At 56.8% G+C, this 13,491-nt stretch carries 14 protein-coding genes; 4 read left to right on the plus strand and 10 right to left on the minus strand.

Features of this window, described 5'->3' with window-relative positions:
• Nucleotides 1-65 precede the first annotated feature (65 nt).
• On the plus strand, nt 66-788 hold the full coding sequence (locus RTU33_RS16955) for a response regulator transcription factor (RefSeq protein ID WP_312628918.1): 723 nt from the start codon (nt 66-68) through the stop codon (nt 786-788).
• On the plus strand, nt 785-2,257 hold the full coding sequence (locus tag RTU33_RS16960; RefSeq protein ID WP_312628919.1) for an ATP-binding protein: 1,473 nt from the start codon (nt 785-787) through the stop codon (nt 2,255-2,257). Before RTU33_RS16955 ends, RTU33_RS16960 begins: the two co-directional genes overlap by 4 nt.
• Before the next feature lie 84 nt (nt 2,258-2,341).
• Here RTU33_RS16960 and artJ (RTU33_RS16965) read toward each other — a convergent pair whose 3' ends face one another.
• The 6 genes from artJ (RTU33_RS16965) to RTU33_RS16990 all read right to left on the minus strand — a co-directional run bounded on the left by artJ (RTU33_RS16965) (nt 2,342) and on the right by RTU33_RS16990 (nt 6,838).
• Complete coding sequence (gene artJ, locus RTU33_RS16965; RefSeq protein ID WP_312628920.1) at nt 2,342-3,073, minus strand: arginine ABC transporter substrate-binding protein ArtJ; 732 nt, start codon at nt 3,071-3,073, stop codon at nt 2,342-2,344.
• A gap of 172 nt (nt 3,074-3,245) precedes the next feature.
• Nucleotides 3,246-3,914 carry an arginine ABC transporter permease ArtM gene (artM, locus tag RTU33_RS16970; protein ID WP_312628922.1) on the minus strand — a complete coding sequence of 223 codons (669 nt, stop codon included), beginning with the start codon at nt 3,912-3,914 and terminating at the stop codon, nt 3,246-3,248.
• Nucleotides 3,914-4,630 carry an arginine ABC transporter permease ArtQ gene (artQ, locus tag RTU33_RS16975; RefSeq protein WP_312628924.1) on the minus strand — a complete coding sequence of 239 codons (717 nt, stop codon included), beginning with the start codon at nt 4,628-4,630 and terminating at the stop codon, nt 3,914-3,916. Before artQ ends, artM begins: the two co-directional genes overlap by 1 nt.
• Before the next feature lie 6 nt (nt 4,631-4,636).
• Complete coding sequence (gene artJ, locus RTU33_RS16980; protein WP_312628925.1) at nt 4,637-5,368, minus strand: arginine ABC transporter substrate-binding protein; 732 nt, start codon at nt 5,366-5,368, stop codon at nt 4,637-4,639.
• 20 nt (nt 5,369-5,388) lie between these two features.
• Nucleotides 5,389-6,117, minus strand: a complete 729-nt coding sequence (gene artP, locus RTU33_RS16985) for an arginine ABC transporter ATP-binding protein ArtP (protein ID WP_312628926.1) — start codon at nt 6,115-6,117, stop codon at nt 5,389-5,391.
• Between the two features lie 208 nt (nt 6,118-6,325).
• A complete protein-coding gene (locus RTU33_RS16990) occupies nt 6,326-6,838 on the minus strand; it encodes a lipoprotein (protein WP_312628927.1) in 513 nt (170 codons plus the stop codon).
• A 110-nt stretch (nt 6,839-6,948) separates the two neighbouring features.
• On the opposite strand from RTU33_RS16990, the gene RTU33_RS16995 reads away from it, so the two are divergent.
• A complete protein-coding gene (locus tag RTU33_RS16995) occupies nt 6,949-7,272 on the plus strand; it encodes a heavy metal-binding domain-containing protein (RefSeq protein ID WP_312628928.1) in 324 nt (107 codons plus the stop codon).
• Nucleotides 7,269-8,111 carry an N-acetylmuramoyl-L-alanine amidase gene (locus tag RTU33_RS17000; RefSeq protein ID WP_312628930.1) on the plus strand — a complete coding sequence of 281 codons (843 nt, stop codon included), beginning with the start codon at nt 7,269-7,271 and terminating at the stop codon, nt 8,109-8,111. Before RTU33_RS16995 ends, RTU33_RS17000 begins: the two co-directional genes overlap by 4 nt.
• On the opposite strand, the gene RTU33_RS17005 is transcribed toward RTU33_RS17000, so the two are convergent.
• From RTU33_RS17005 to poxB, 4 genes are all read right to left on the minus strand, one after another.
• Nucleotides 8,108-9,121, minus strand: a complete 1,014-nt coding sequence (locus RTU33_RS17005; protein WP_312628932.1) for an NAD(P)-dependent oxidoreductase — start codon at nt 9,119-9,121, stop codon at nt 8,108-8,110. The two genes, RTU33_RS17000 and RTU33_RS17005, sit on opposite strands and share 4 nt — an antisense overlap.
• Before the next feature lie 87 nt (nt 9,122-9,208).
• Nucleotides 9,209-10,651 (minus strand): DUF2867 domain-containing protein, encoded by a 1,443-nt coding sequence (locus RTU33_RS17010; protein WP_312628934.1) that lies wholly within the window; start codon nt 10,649-10,651, stop codon nt 9,209-9,211.
• Between the two features lie 9 nt (nt 10,652-10,660).
• Complete coding sequence (gene ltaE, locus RTU33_RS17015) at nt 10,661-11,662, minus strand: low-specificity L-threonine aldolase (RefSeq protein WP_312628935.1); 1,002 nt, start codon at nt 11,660-11,662, stop codon at nt 10,661-10,663.
• A gap of 38 nt (nt 11,663-11,700) precedes the next feature.
• Nucleotides 11,701-13,419 (minus strand): ubiquinone-dependent pyruvate dehydrogenase, encoded by a 1,719-nt coding sequence (gene poxB / locus RTU33_RS17020; RefSeq protein WP_312628937.1) that lies wholly within the window; start codon nt 13,417-13,419, stop codon nt 11,701-11,703.
• Nucleotides 13,420-13,491 lie beyond the last annotated feature (72 nt).

The raw sequence follows: 13,491 nt of genomic DNA on the forward strand, positions 1-13,491 counted from the left end.
AAAATGTGATAACTCGCGGTGCTCCCCTGCGTTAAGCTTGGAGAAACGACTTACGGTGGAATGCGATGACTACGCCAAAGAAAATACTGCTGGTGGAAGACGATCAGGATATCGCCACCTTGCTGCGGCTGAACCTTCAGGACGAAGGCTATCAGATTGTCCATGAAGCGGATGGCAATCAGGCGCTGGTGCAGCTTGAAAAACAGGTATGGGATGCGGTGATCCTCGACTTAATGCTGCCTGGCGTTGATGGTCTGGAAATTTGTCGCCGCATTCGCCAGATGACGCGCTATCTGCCGGTGATCATCATCAGCGCCCGTACCAGCGAAACGCACCGGGTGCTTGGTCTTGAAATGGGGGCTGACGACTATCTGCCTAAGCCATTTTCGGTGCTTGAATTGATTGCGCGTGTCAAAGCACTGTTCCGCCGCCAGGAGGCGATGGGGCAAAACATTCGCATGGAAGGTGGGTTAATCAGCTGTCACGGCCTGACCATTGACCCGCTGGCGCGTGAAGTGCGGCTGCGCGGTGAGCAGATTGAGCTCACGCCCCGCGAATTCGATTTACTGTACTGGTTTGCCCGTCACCCGGGGGAAGTCTTCTCCCGCCTCTCTTTGCTGGACCGGGTCTGGGGCTATCAGCATGAAGGCTACGAGCACACCGTCAACACGCACATTAACCGTCTGCGCATCAAAATTGAGCACGATCCCGCCGAGCCGGAAATCATTCTGACCGTCTGGGGAAAAGGCTACAAGTTCGCCAGCGACAAAACGGAGCGTACGACATGATCCGCCGTCTGAGCCTCAGCCAGCGGCTGACGCTGGTGTTCACTGCGATCCTGCTGCTTTGCGCTATTGCCGCATGCAGCGTCCAGCTCTACAGCACCAGCCAGTACGGCAGCGCGATGGTACAGCGCCTCTCAGCCGGGCTGGCACAGCAAATCGTCAACAGTGAACCGCTGCTCGACAGGCAGGGCAACGTCAACCGTCAGACGCTTAAAACGCTCTTTGACCGCCTGATGACCCTCAACCCGAGCGTTGAACTCTATCTGGTTTCACCGGAGGGCAATTTACTGGCCGACGCCGCACCGGCGGGCCATGTGAAGCGCCAGAAAATCGACATCGCGCCGCTGCAAACGTTTCTTGGCGGCGCGGCGTGGCCTGTTTTTGGCGACGATCCGCGCAGCCTGGATAAGCAGAAAGTCTTCAGCGTTGCCCCCGTTCGGCTGGACGGTGAACTGCGCTGCTACCTGTACATTATTTTGCAGGGTGAGGATCTGAATGCGCTCTCCGACAGCGCCTGGCAGAAAGCGCTATGGAGTACGGTGCTGTGGTCGCTGCTGCTGGTGGCGCTGTTTGGCAGCCTCGCGGGCGTGATGGTCTGGTACTGGGTGACGCGCCCGGTTAAACAGCTGACCGCAGACGTGCGCGGGCTCGATCAGGACAGCATCAGCGCCATCAAACGGCTGGCGCAGCAAACGCCTGAGCATGAACCGGCCAATGAAGTTGCTATTCTGCATAACACGTTTATCGAGCTGGCGCGCAAAATTGCCAGCCAGTGGGATGAGCTATCGGACAGCGACCGCCAGCGTCGTGAATTTATTGCCAACATCTCTCATGATTTACGTACGCCGCTGACGTCATTACTGGGCTATCTGGAAACGCTTTCGCTGAAGGCTGACACGCTAACGCCTGAGGATAATCGGCAGTATCTGGCTATTGCGCTGCGCCAGGGGCACAAAGTTCGCCACTTATCGCAGCAGCTGTTTGAGCTCGCGAAGCTTGAACACGGCGGCATTAAGCCGCAGCTGGAGCGGTTTGCTATCGCCGAACTGATTCAGGACGTGGCACAGAAATTCGATCTGACCATTGAAACCCGGCAGCTTGCGCTTCAGGTCGATATGCCGCGGACGTTGCCTTTGCTTAATGCGGATGTGTCGATGATTGAACGGGTGGTGACGAACCTGCTGGATAATGCAGTGCGCCACACGCCGCAGGGCGGGACGATCAAACTGCGCGTCTGGCAGGAGGATGCGCAGCTGCAGGTGGAAGTGGCTGACAGCGGCCCGGGCGTGGAGCAAGGGTTGCGCGATCAGCTGTTCCAGCGTCCTTCGGCGCTGAATGCCAAAAGCGCGCGTGAGGACAGAGGAGGGCTGGGGCTGCTGATAGTGCGCCGCATGCTGGAGCTGCACGGCGGGGGAATTCGTCTGATGGATGCGGCGTCTGGTGCCTGTTTCCGCTTTTTTGTGCCTCTTTAAAAACATTGCCCGGTGGCGCTTCGCTTACCGGGCCTACAAAATTAGCATAGCCCCGGTAAGCGAATCGCCACCGGGGAAGATAAATTACTCCGGGAACCACTGCTTGCTGATTTTCTCGTAAGTACCGTCTGCTTTAATCGCCTTCAGCGCACCGTTCAGCTTTTCCAGCAGCGCTTTGTTGTCCGGACGGACCGCGATGCCAAGGCCGGTACCGAAATACTGCGGGTCGGTCACTTTTGGCGTGGCGGTACCGAGCTGTGGGTTGGTTTTCAGCCATTCGTTCACCACCGCAGTATCGCCGAATACGCCGTCGATACGCCCATTTTTCAGGTCAATGATCGCATTCTGGTAGCTGTCATAGGCCACGGTTTTCACTTCAGGATGTTTGTCCTGCAAATACTTCTGGTGCGTGGTGCCGTTCTCCATGCCGACGCGCTTGCCTTTCAGATCGTCAAAGCTCCTGAACTCGCCTTTTTTGGCAATCACCAGCGCCGAGTTGGCGTAGTACGGGTCGGTAAATGCTACCTGCTTGCTGCGTTCCGGCGTGATGTCCATTCCGGAAATCACGGCGTCATATTTTTTAAACTTCAGCGAAGGAATCAGGCTGTCGAACGCGTGGTTGGTGAAGGTGCAATCCGCCTGCATCTGTTTGCATAACGCTTTGGCCAGATCGATATCAAACCCGGCAATCTGGTTGTTGGCATCAAGGGATTCGAACGGTGGGTAGGTAGCGGAGACGCCAAAGCTGATTTTCTCGGCCGCGCTGGCACCTGCGGCTACGGTGGCAAGCAGCGCTGCCAGGATTAATTTCTTCATGGTAAAGCTCCCGTCGGTCAATCTTATCAATTTTGCCCTGTCTGAGGCATGAGCATTACCTTGCCACTGAGTGAATTTATATGCAATAAAAATGATTAAATAGTTTAATTAAGATATAAAAAAAGCGGCTATCCAGAGAGATAGCCGCTTTGCTGTTGTTTTTTTATGCTTTCTAGCTGCGGCGTTCAAACGCCAGCGCTTTGCGTTCGATCAGGCGCATCATCAGGGTCAGCAGACCGTTGACCACCAGATACACCAGACCTGCCGCGCCAAAGACCATCACATCGTAGGTGCGGCCGTACAGCAGCTGGCCGTGACCCATCACTTCCATCAGGGTAATGGTATAAGCGAGAGAAGTACTCTTAAACACTAGCACCACTTCGTTGGAGTAAGACGAGAGGGCGCGCTTAAACGCATACGGCAGCAGGATCGCCAGCGTATCCTTCTTGCTCATCCCCAGCGCGCCACAGGACTGCCACTGGCCTTCCGGAATAGCGCGGATAGCCCCATAGAACAGCTGTGTGGTGTAAGCGGCGCTGTTGAGCGACAGAGCAATCAGCGCGCACAGCCACGGTTCGGAGAGCAGATGCCACAGCGCCGGATAGTTCTGCAGCTGCGGGAACTGGCCTGGGCCGTAGTAAATCAGAAAGATTTGCACCAGCAGCGGCGTGCCGGTAAACAGCGTGATGTAGGCGCGAACGATCCACACCAGCACCGGCGTTTTCAGCGTCAGGATGATGGTGAAAATCAGCGACAATATCAGCGCCACCACAATTGACGCGACGGTCAGCGTCAGGCTGGTGTGCAACCCTTTCAGCAGTTCGGGTAAATACTCAAGCATCAGCCTGGTCTCCGTTCAAAGCGAGTCGCGCGCAGGTCAATGCGTTTGAGGATGTACTGGCTGAGCAGAGTGATCACCAGGTAAATCGCCGCCGCCACGATGTACCAGGTAAATGGCTCCTGTGTACGGGTGGCGATGCTTTTGGTCTGTAGCATCAAGTCGTTGACGCTGATAAGCGACACCAGCGCGGTATCCTTCAGCAGCACCAGCCACTGGTTACCCAGCCCCGGCAGCGCATGGCGCCACATCTGTGGCATGACCAGGCGGAAGAAAATAGCCGCTTTTGACAGGCCAAGCGCCTGGCCGGATTCCCACTGGCCCTGCGGTACCGCTTTCAGCGCGCCGCGCAGGGTTTGCGAAGCGTAGGCGGAATAAAGCAGGGAGAGGGCGATTACGCCACACAGGAACGGGCTGACGTCGAAGTTTTCGATCTGCACCTGCACCGGGATTTGTACCACGCCGAGGTTAATCGTGAAGCCGTCAGAGAGCAGAAGCAGCAGCTGTGAAGAGCCAAAATAGATAAACAGGACCACCAGAATTTCCGGTAATCCACGCAGGGCGGTGACCAGACCGGTGCCAACCCACGCGACAGGGTGCCATTTGGCTGACTCCCAGACTGCGAAGATCATTGCCAGCACCAGGCCAATCGCCAGCGCACAAACGGCAAGGCCGACGGTCATCCCGGCGGCGCTTGCTAATGGAAACATTTCGTTCATCAAGTCTTACTTCTGGAACCATTTGCTGTAGATGGTCTGGTAAGTGCCGTCTTTCTTCACTTGATCCAGCGCAGTGTTCAGCTTCTGCTGCAGCCCGGTGTTGTCCTGACGCACGGCAATACCGAGGCCGGTGCCGAAGTAGTCTTTGTCGGTCACTTTGTCGCCGATGGCGGCCAGTTTCGGATCGGCTTTCAGCCACTCGGTGACGACGGCTGTGTCACCAAAGACGGCATCGATACGGCCGTTCTGCATATCCAGCTTGGCGTTCATGTAGCTGTCGTAAGGCACAACGGTGATTTCCGGGTGCTTGTCAGTGATGAATTTCTGGTGCGTAGAACCGTTCTGCATGCCCACTTTTTTGCCCTTCAGCGCGGCAATATCGGCGATTTTGCCTTTCTGGCCGACGAACAGCGCGGAGTTTTCATAGTAAGGCTGAGTGAACAGCACCTGCTTTTCACGCTCAGGGGTGATGTCCATCCCTGAAATGACTGCGTCGAAGCGGCGGAATTTCAGGCTTGGGATCAGGCTGTCGAAGGCCTGATTGGTGAAGGTACAGGTGGCGTCAATCTGTTTGCACAGGGCATTCGCCAGATCCACGTCGAAGCCGACAATTTTATTGCTGGCGTCCATGGATTCAAACGGAGGATAAGATGCTTCCATCGCAAAACGAATAGTCTGGGCGGCGCCTGCGGAGAGGCTGACGCTGGCAAGCAGCGCGGCAATCACGATTTTTTTCATTGTCATTGTTCCCGAAAACATCAGTGTGAAAGATAGTTTTTAAACGCTTCGGTCTGCGGCGCGGCAAAGCAGCCCGCATCCCCTTGTTCTACAATGTGACCGTTTTCCATATACACCACGCGGCTGGCGGTTTTACGCGCCACTTCCACTTCGTGAGTGACGATCACCTGGGTAATCTGGGTCTGAGCCAGCTCGCGAATAATGCTGACAATCTGGGCGGTGATTTCCGGATCCAGTGCGGCGGTTGGCTCATCAAACAGCAGAACCTGCGGCTCCATCATCAGCGCACGGGCAATGGCCACGCGCTGCTGCTGACCGCCGGATAAATGCAGCGGATAGCGATCGCTGTATGGCTTCAGGCGCAGACGCTCAAGCAGTTTTTCTGCACGCGCTAAAGCCTGCTCTTTGGTCAAACCGAGCACGCGGCAGGGCGCTTCAATCAGGTTTTGCAGAACGGTCAGATGCGGCCACAGGTTGTACTGCTGGAAAACCATGCCGACGTTCTGACGCAGATCGCGAATCGCTTTATCGTTCGGTGCTTTGCTGAAATTGAACTGATTTCCCGCAATGGACAGGGTGCCGGAGCGCGGCATTTCCAGCAGGTTAAGCACGCGTAACAGCGAACTTTTTCCCGCGCCGCTAGGGCCAAGCAGCACCAGCGTTTCACCCTGCGGGCAGTCCAGGGTTATGTCGAACAGCGCCTGATGCGCGCCGTAAAAGCAGTTAATGCCTTCTAGTTTTATACTCATCCGGGAAATCTGACACCGATAGCTATTGAGGCCGCAAATAGTAACGTTCACAGAATAGTTATGCAATATTTATGCGTTAAAACTTAACTATAAACCGCGTTTATACTTAAAGTTAGCACAAAATAGCGAAGGCGCAGGGGCATCAGAATAAATGTCAGCATTCATCACAGAATGCCAGACATTTACCCTGAGTTATTAGATGGGAATTTTACTTAGAGAGCGTCTGACGCAGCGTGCCAGCCGGGGCGTGAACGCTGCCGCCGAGGTAGCGGACATCATCCACGGCCCAGCACTGTCCTTCGCGGATCATCAGCACTTCATCCTGCCAGCTCTGTGAACCCTGCTTCAGCGCTACGCGCAGCGGTATGTTGCGTGCATCGGTATTCGGGATGGTGGATGCGCTGCTGACATCGGCGCTGTCCGGTGGCGTTGCGCGGCTGGAGAATGGATCCTGCTGCAGCAATGCGCGTTTATTCGGGTCGTTATTCGCATCGTTAAGCACTTTCGCCAGGTCGTCGCTCAGATACGGGCGCAGCCCGGCCCAGTCGTTATTGCGGTGCTGAATGCGGTAGTCGTAAAATTTCTGGGCCACGGTGTCCGGACCGCCTTCAACGCAAGGGCCCGAGCGGGTGCCGATATCCTTGAAGGCTGGCGTGACGGTGGTGCAGGCGCTGAGCAAAAGTGCACAAGGGACAAGCAGGGCAGCGGCAGAATAGCGCATAGTGGATTTCCTTATAGACTGACTACGGTATTAAGATGTTTTCAAGCATAGCGTATCGGTACGATAATGCGTTTGATAAACAGAGCTAAGGCATTGAAGAAGGAGGCCGAATGCAGTTCTCAACAACCCCGACCCTGGAAGGGCAAACCATCACTGACTATTGCGGCGTCGTGACCGGCGAAGCCATTCTGGGAGCGAACATCTTCCGCGATTTTTTTGCCGGGATCCGCGACATTGTCGGCGGACGCTCCGGTGCCTATGAGAAAGAGTTGCGCAAGGCACGCGAAATCGCCTTTCAGGAATTAGGCGATCAGGCTAAAGCCCTGGGCGCGGACGCGGTAGTCGGCATTGATATTGATTACGAAACCGTCGGCAAAGACAGCAGCATGCTGATGGTGAGCGTCAGCGGAACGGCGGTGAAATTACGGCAATGAAACGTTATCTCCTCATGGCGCTGGTGCTGCTGCTTGCAGGTTGCTCCAGTGAAAGGGAACTGAGTCGCCAGGGGTTGATCAGCAAACCGGGCTATCTGCTCGATACTAACCACCCGGCGCCGAATGCGTACCCTCGAATCAAAATGCTGGTGATCCACTACACCGCCGGTGATTTCGACAATTCTCTGGTTACGCTCACGGGAAGGGACGTCAGTGCACATTATCTGATCCCTGAAACCCCGCCGCTGCGTAAAGGTAAGCCGCTAATCTGGCAGCTGGTGCCGGAACAGGATCTGGCCTGGCATGCGGGCGTCAGTTTCTGGCGTGGTGCCACGCGCATTAATGACACCTCGATTGGCATCGAACTGGAAAATCACGGCTGGCAGAAAACGGCGGGCGTAAAAAGCTATTCGCCGTTTGCCGCCACGCAAATCGACGCCCTGATCCCGCTGGCGAAGGACATCATTTCGCGCTACAAGATTGAGCCGCAAAACGTGGTGGCCCATGCGGATATTGCTCCGCAGCGTAAAGAGGATCCTGGCCCTGAATTTCCGTGGCGGGAGCTGGCACAGCAGGGGATCGGTGCGTGGCCGGATGCTGACCGGGTAGGATTTTACCTGAACGGACGTGCGCCATCGCAACCGGTTGAGATGCATTCGGTACTCGATTTACTGGCGCGATACGGCTATGAGGTGACGCCGGGAATGACATGGCAGCAGCAAAAAAGGGTCGTCGCAGCGTTTCAGATGCATTTCCGCCCCTCGCGCTGGGATGGCACGGCGGATGCAGAAACGCAGTCTATCGCCGAGGCGCTGCTGGAGAAATACGGGCAGGGTTAACGCGGCAGCTTGCCGTGGTCTTTCAGCCAGTGTGCCGTCCGGGTGATGCCCTCATCCAGCGTCACAATCGGCTGATAGCCGAGCTCCCGTTCCGCGCGGCTGATGTCGAGGGTGAAATCAAAATTCAGCTTCGACACGCCGTAATGGGTGAAAGAGGGCTCTTTTGCCGCTTTATTGCCGAAGCGCTCCATGCTGCGGGCCACCATGTCCAGCATCGGATACGGCACCGAGCGGATGCGACAGTGAATATCCAGCTCGTCGATAAGTTTTTGCACGATGCTTTTCAGGCTGCGGGGTTCGCCGTTGGTGATGTTGTAGACGCGCCCTGACGGCAGGGAATCACAAACCGGCTGGCTGGCGAGCCACATGGCATGAACGGCGTTTTCGTAATAGGTCATGTCGACCTGTGCCGTGCCGCCGCGCGGCAGCAGCACGCTGCCGTAGTGGTGCATCATCTGTGCCAGGCGCGGAATAAACACTTTATCGTGCGGGCCGAACAGGCTTTGCGGGCGCAGGACGGTAAACCGTGTGTTTGGGTTGGCCTGCGCCAGCAGATTGATCACCTCTTCGCCTGCCGCTTTACTGCGGGCAAATTCGTTGGCGAAGCGGTTGGGGCGGAACTCTTCTTTGATGTCGCGACGGTGATGATAGTCGAAATAGAGCGACGGCGAAGAGATATGCACGAAGTTGCGCACGCCCCAGGCAACGGCCCATTCGCCAAGGCGACGGGTGGCGCGCACGTTTGCCAGATCGAACGCTTCCTGAGTGCCCCACGGCGAGGTAAAGCTGGAACAGTGCCACAGCGTGTCGACGCCAGCGAGCATCACTTTCGCCTGGGAGGATACCAGTTCGGTCAGATCAGCATGGACGAACTCGGCGCCCATTTTTTCCAGCAGGCGTCCCATCGCTTCATTGCGACCGGTTGCTCTGACGCTGATGCCTTTACGGCGCAGATATTCCACCGCATTGCGGCCTAAACCGCTGGTGGCCCCGGTGACCAGTACCTTCATATCAATCCACTGTGTCTGAAAAGAATTTCGTGCGCATTTTTCCGTGAATTACGCTGACTTGCAATGAGAAACTACGAATAAAAACGCTCAATTCGCGGTTTCTCGCGTGATTTCTTCGGCAAGCTTCGCCATGCGCTTTGCCATGCCCCGAAAAATGAACAAATGCGCCGGGATCATCAGCAGCCAATAGAACAAGCCTGGCATACCGTGCGGATGCCACCAGGCCCGAACGTCGATTTCACGATGGTCGCCTTTATCTTTCATGCTGAAGGTGAGTCGCCCAAGCCCCGGAGCCTTCATGCCAAACAGCAATGAGAGCTGCTTTTGCGGCTCGACGATAATCACCTTCCAGCTGTCGACCGCATCGCCGGTTGCAAGCATTGCATGTTCAGGACGGCCTTTGGCGAGCTTGTGCCCGATCAGCCTGTCCATGCCCGCGCGAATGTCCCACAAAATATTGCCAAAGAAATAACGCTCTTTGCCGCCGAGCTGGTTGGCCACCTGCCACAGTGCGTCGAGGCTGGCGGAGGTGCAGACGGTGCAGCCCGCCTGCTTCGGAAAATACCCATATTCGGGGCGCCAGCGGGCAAAGGCCTGAGCGTCATAGCCCCAGTCGCTGGAGTTCATCAGTTGCTCTTCTTCCTTCAGCGTACGCCTGACGGCCTCATCGAAAGAGATCAAATCCTGCGGGATCAGCGTGCGTAGTTCGCGATCGTCCGCCAGCAGGTCGTGCTTTAAGCCCTGGATCAGCGCTTTGGCGGTGGTCGGCGGTACGGAGGTGATGACGTTCAAAAACCACACTGAAATCCAGCTGGTGGGGAAGGGGATGGGGATCAGCGGACGATGGCGGCCGCTGATGCGCATAAAGTGCTCGAACTGTTCCTGATAACTCAGTACTTCCGGCCCGGCGGCCTCCAGCACGCGATGCTGCTGTGCCGGATGATTCAGTAATTCCACCAGGTAGACGAGCAAATTTTCCAGAGCGATGGGCGTGGTGCGTGAACGCACCCAGCGCGGCGGCGTCAGCACCGGCAGGTTATACACCATATCGCGCATGACCTCGAACGCTGCGGAGCCTGCGCCGACGATGATACCGGCGCGCAGTTCGGTTACCGGAATGCTTGCTTCACGCAACAGATCGCCTGTTATCTGGCGGGCGCGCAGGTGATCGGACTGTTTATGCTCTGGGGCCTGGAGCGAGCTAAGGAAGATAATTTGCTTCACCGGCTGTTGGCGCAGGGCATCGCGGACGTTGAGTGCGACCTGCCGTTCATGAGCGATAAAATTGCCGCCTTCGCCCATGCCGTGAACCAGAAAATAGACCGTGTCCACGCCTTCAAGCAGCGCGGGCAGCTCCTTAGGCCAGTTCAGATCCACGTGATGACAGCTGACGCCGGGCAGCGCCAGCTTTTGCAGCCTTTCCGTGTTACGTGCCGCAGCGCGCACGGTAAAACCACGCGCGCTCAGTTCGGTGACCAGATGCTGGCCAATATAGCCGCTGGCGCCAAGCACCAGAATGGTTTGCGGCACGTTATATCCTTATTTATTCAAAAATGATTGCCATTGGCGAACGACTTCCGTCAGCTGTTCGCGGTTGACGTCCAGATGCATCACTAAACGCACAATGGGCGAGGCGTTGATCAGCACGCCGTTTGCCTTCAGGTGTTCACCCAGCGCTGCTGCGTTTTCTTCACCGACGCGCACGAAGAGCATGTTGGTGTCGTGACGCATCACGTCAGCGCCGATCTCTTTCAGCTGGGCCGCCATCCACGCCGCGTTGTCGTGATCGTCCTTCAGGCGCTGAACGTTGTTTTTCAGCGCGTACAGGCCTGCCGCCGCCAGAATGCCCGCCTGGCGCATGCCGCCACCGGTCATTTTGCGCCAGCGATTCGCGCGCCTGATGTATTCCTCGCTGCCGACCAGCAGCGAACCGACCGGCGTGCCGAGGCCTTTAGAAAGGCAAATCGTGAAGGAGTCGCAATACTGCGCGATCTCTTTCAGCTCGCAGCCATATTCCACGACGGCGTTAAAGATGCGTGCGCCGTCAACGTGCAGGCCCAGCTTGCGCTCGCGGGTAAATTCCCAGGCTTCTTTCAGGTATTCGCGCGGCAGGACTTTACCGTTGTGGGTATTTTCGAGGCTCAGAAGTTTGGTTCGGGCGAAGTGAATGTCGTCGGCTTTGATTTTAGCGGCGACCTTATCAAGCGGCAGCGTGGCATCCGCAGCGGCATCAATCGGCTGCGGCTGAATACTGCCGAGCACCGCGGCGCCGCCCGCTTCGTAGAGATAGTTATGCGCGCCCTGACCGACGATATACTCTTCGCCACGTTCGCAATGGGAGAGCAGCGCCACCAGGTTCGCCTGGGTGCCGGTTGGCAAAAACAGGGCGGCTTCTTTGCCGCCCAGCTCTGCTGCATAACGCTGCAGCGCATTCACGGTCGGGTCGTCCCCGTACACGTCATCCCCGACCGGGGCGGCCATCATCTGTTCCAGCATGGCGCGGCTCGGGCGGGTGACGGTATCACTACGTAAATCGATCACGGCATTTCCTTTTTTGCATCAGGGGTATGCCTCTCTTTTTACCTGAGCCAGTTGGTTTTCGCCAGTTCGATTACCTCATCGCCGCGTCCGCTGATGATGGCGCGCAGCATATACAGGCTGAAACCTTTGGCCTGCTCAAGCTTAATTTGTGGCGGAATGGCGAGTTCATCTTTTGCCACCACCACGTCCACCAGCGCAGGGCCGTCATGGCTGAATGCCTGCTGTAGCGCTTCGTCGAGATCGGCGGACTTCTCCACGCGAATCCCTTTGATGCCGCAGGCTTCGGCAATGTTGGCGAAGTTGGTGTCATGCAGATCGGTGCCATCGGTCAGATAGCCACCGGCTTTCATCTCCATTGCCACAAAGCCGAGTACGCTGTTGTTAAAGACCACGATTTTAAGCGGCAGCTTCATCTGTGCCACGGAGAGAAAATCGCCCATTAACATGCTGAAGCCACCGTCGCCGCACATGGCCACGACCTGGCGATCGGGAAAAGTAGCTTTAGCACCCAGCGCCTGCGGCATGGCATTTGCCATTGAGCCGTGGTTAAACGAGCCGAGCAGCCGCCGCTTGCCGTTCATTTTCAGATAGCGAGCCGCCCATACGGTCGGCGTGCCGACATCGCAGGTAAAGATGGCATCGTCGTTTGCAAAGTGGCTAATCTGCTGCGCCAGATACTGCGGGTGAATGGCTTTGTCGCTAGGTTTGGCTAAGTCATCCAGCCCTTTGCGCGCCTCACGGTAGTGCTCCAGCGCCTTGTCGAGGAATGCCCGGTCGGTTTTTTCTTCCAGCAGCGGCGTCAGGGCCGCAAGCGTTGCCTTAATGTCGCCGACGAGCGCCATATCGACTTTGCTGTGCGCGCCGATGCTGGCGGGGTCAATGTCTATCTGAATGATTTTGGCATCGGCCGGGTAGAAGGGTCGGTACGGGAAGCGAGTGCCGAGCAGCACCAGCGTGTCGGCATTCATCATGGCGTGAAAACCTGAAGAAAATCCGATAAGCCCGGTCATGCCCACGTCATAGGGGTTGTCGTATTCTACGTGCTCTTTGCCGCGCATGGCATGGACGATCGGCGACTTCAGCTTTCCGGCGAATTCAAGTAACTCTTTATGCGCACCGGCACAACCGCTGCCGCACAGCAGGGTGATATTGCTGGAGTAGCGCAGCAGCTGTGCCAGCTTGCGCAGTTCTTCCATTTCCGGCACCACGATGGGCTGCGGAGCATGATACCAGTGGGTGCTGGCGTTCTCTGGCGTGGGTTTCAGCGCTACGTCACCCGGCAGGACGACCACGGAAACGCCACGTTTCAGCACCGCCTCACGCAAGGCTCGTGCAAGTACCTGAGGGATCTGTTCCGGCGAAGAAACCAGTTCGCAGTAGTGGCTGCATTCGCGGAACAGCTCCTGCGGATGGGTCTCCTGAAAATACCCGCTGCCGATTTCGCTCGACGGAATGTGGGCGGCAATCGCCAGCACCGGGACGTTGTTGCGGTGGCAGTCGAACAGGCCGTTAATCAGGTGCAAGTTCCCTGGCCCGCATGAGCCCGCACAGACCGCCAGCTCGCCGGTTAACTGGGCTTCGGCGCCCGCCGCGAATGCGGCGACTTCCTCGTGGCGCGTCGGCATCCACTCAATGGTGCCCATTTTGTTCAGGCTGTCGCTGAGCCCGTTAAGGGAGTCACCCGTGACGCCCCAGATTCGTTTCACCCCGGCTTGTTCAAGCGTTTTCGCAATATAAGCAGCAACCGTTTGTTTCATGGTTTTCCTTCTCCTTTTTGTGATACCGCTTACAAGCTTAGATGAAACTCACTGGCGTGCGCGACAAAATCC

The organism is Scandinavium sp., assembly GCF_032012665.1.
In the GTDB taxonomy this organism is placed as follows: domain Bacteria; phylum Pseudomonadota; class Gammaproteobacteria; order Enterobacterales; family Enterobacteriaceae; genus Scandinavium.

What these genes read in the sequence shown, in the direction of transcription:
- RTU33_RS16955 (WP_312628918.1), top strand. Translation starts at nt 66, where the DNA reads ATGACTACGCCAAAGAAAATACTGCTGGTGGAAGACGATCAGGATATC.
- RTU33_RS16960 (WP_312628919.1), top strand. Translation starts at nt 785, where the DNA reads ATGATCCGCCGTCTGAGCCTCAGCCAGCGGCTGACGCTGGTGTTCACT.
- artJ (WP_312628920.1), bottom strand. Translation starts at nt 3,073, where the DNA reads ATGAAGAAATTAATCCTGGCAGCGCTGCTTGCCACCGTAGCCGCAGGT.
- artM (WP_312628922.1), bottom strand. Translation starts at nt 3,914, where the DNA reads ATGCTTGAGTATTTACCCGAACTGCTGAAAGGGTTGCACACCAGCCTG.
- artQ (WP_312628924.1), bottom strand. Translation starts at nt 4,630, where the DNA reads ATGAACGAAATGTTTCCATTAGCAAGCGCCGCCGGGATGACCGTCGGC.
- artJ (WP_312628925.1), bottom strand. Translation starts at nt 5,368, where the DNA reads ATGAAAAAAATCGTGATTGCCGCGCTGCTTGCCAGCGTCAGCCTCTCC.
- artP (WP_312628926.1), bottom strand. Translation starts at nt 6,117, where the DNA reads ATGAGTATAAAACTAGAAGGCATTAACTGCTTTTACGGCGCGCATCAG.
- RTU33_RS16990 (WP_312628927.1), bottom strand. Translation starts at nt 6,838, where the DNA reads ATGCGCTATTCTGCCGCTGCCCTGCTTGTCCCTTGTGCACTTTTGCTC.
- RTU33_RS16995 (WP_312628928.1), top strand. Translation starts at nt 6,949, where the DNA reads ATGCAGTTCTCAACAACCCCGACCCTGGAAGGGCAAACCATCACTGAC.
- RTU33_RS17000 (WP_312628930.1), top strand. Translation starts at nt 7,269, where the DNA reads ATGAAACGTTATCTCCTCATGGCGCTGGTGCTGCTGCTTGCAGGTTGC.
- RTU33_RS17005 (WP_312628932.1), bottom strand. Translation starts at nt 9,121, where the DNA reads ATGAAGGTACTGGTCACCGGGGCCACCAGCGGTTTAGGCCGCAATGCG.
- poxB (WP_312628937.1), bottom strand. Translation starts at nt 13,419, where the DNA reads ATGAAACAAACGGTTGCTGCTTATATTGCGAAAACGCTTGAACAAGCC.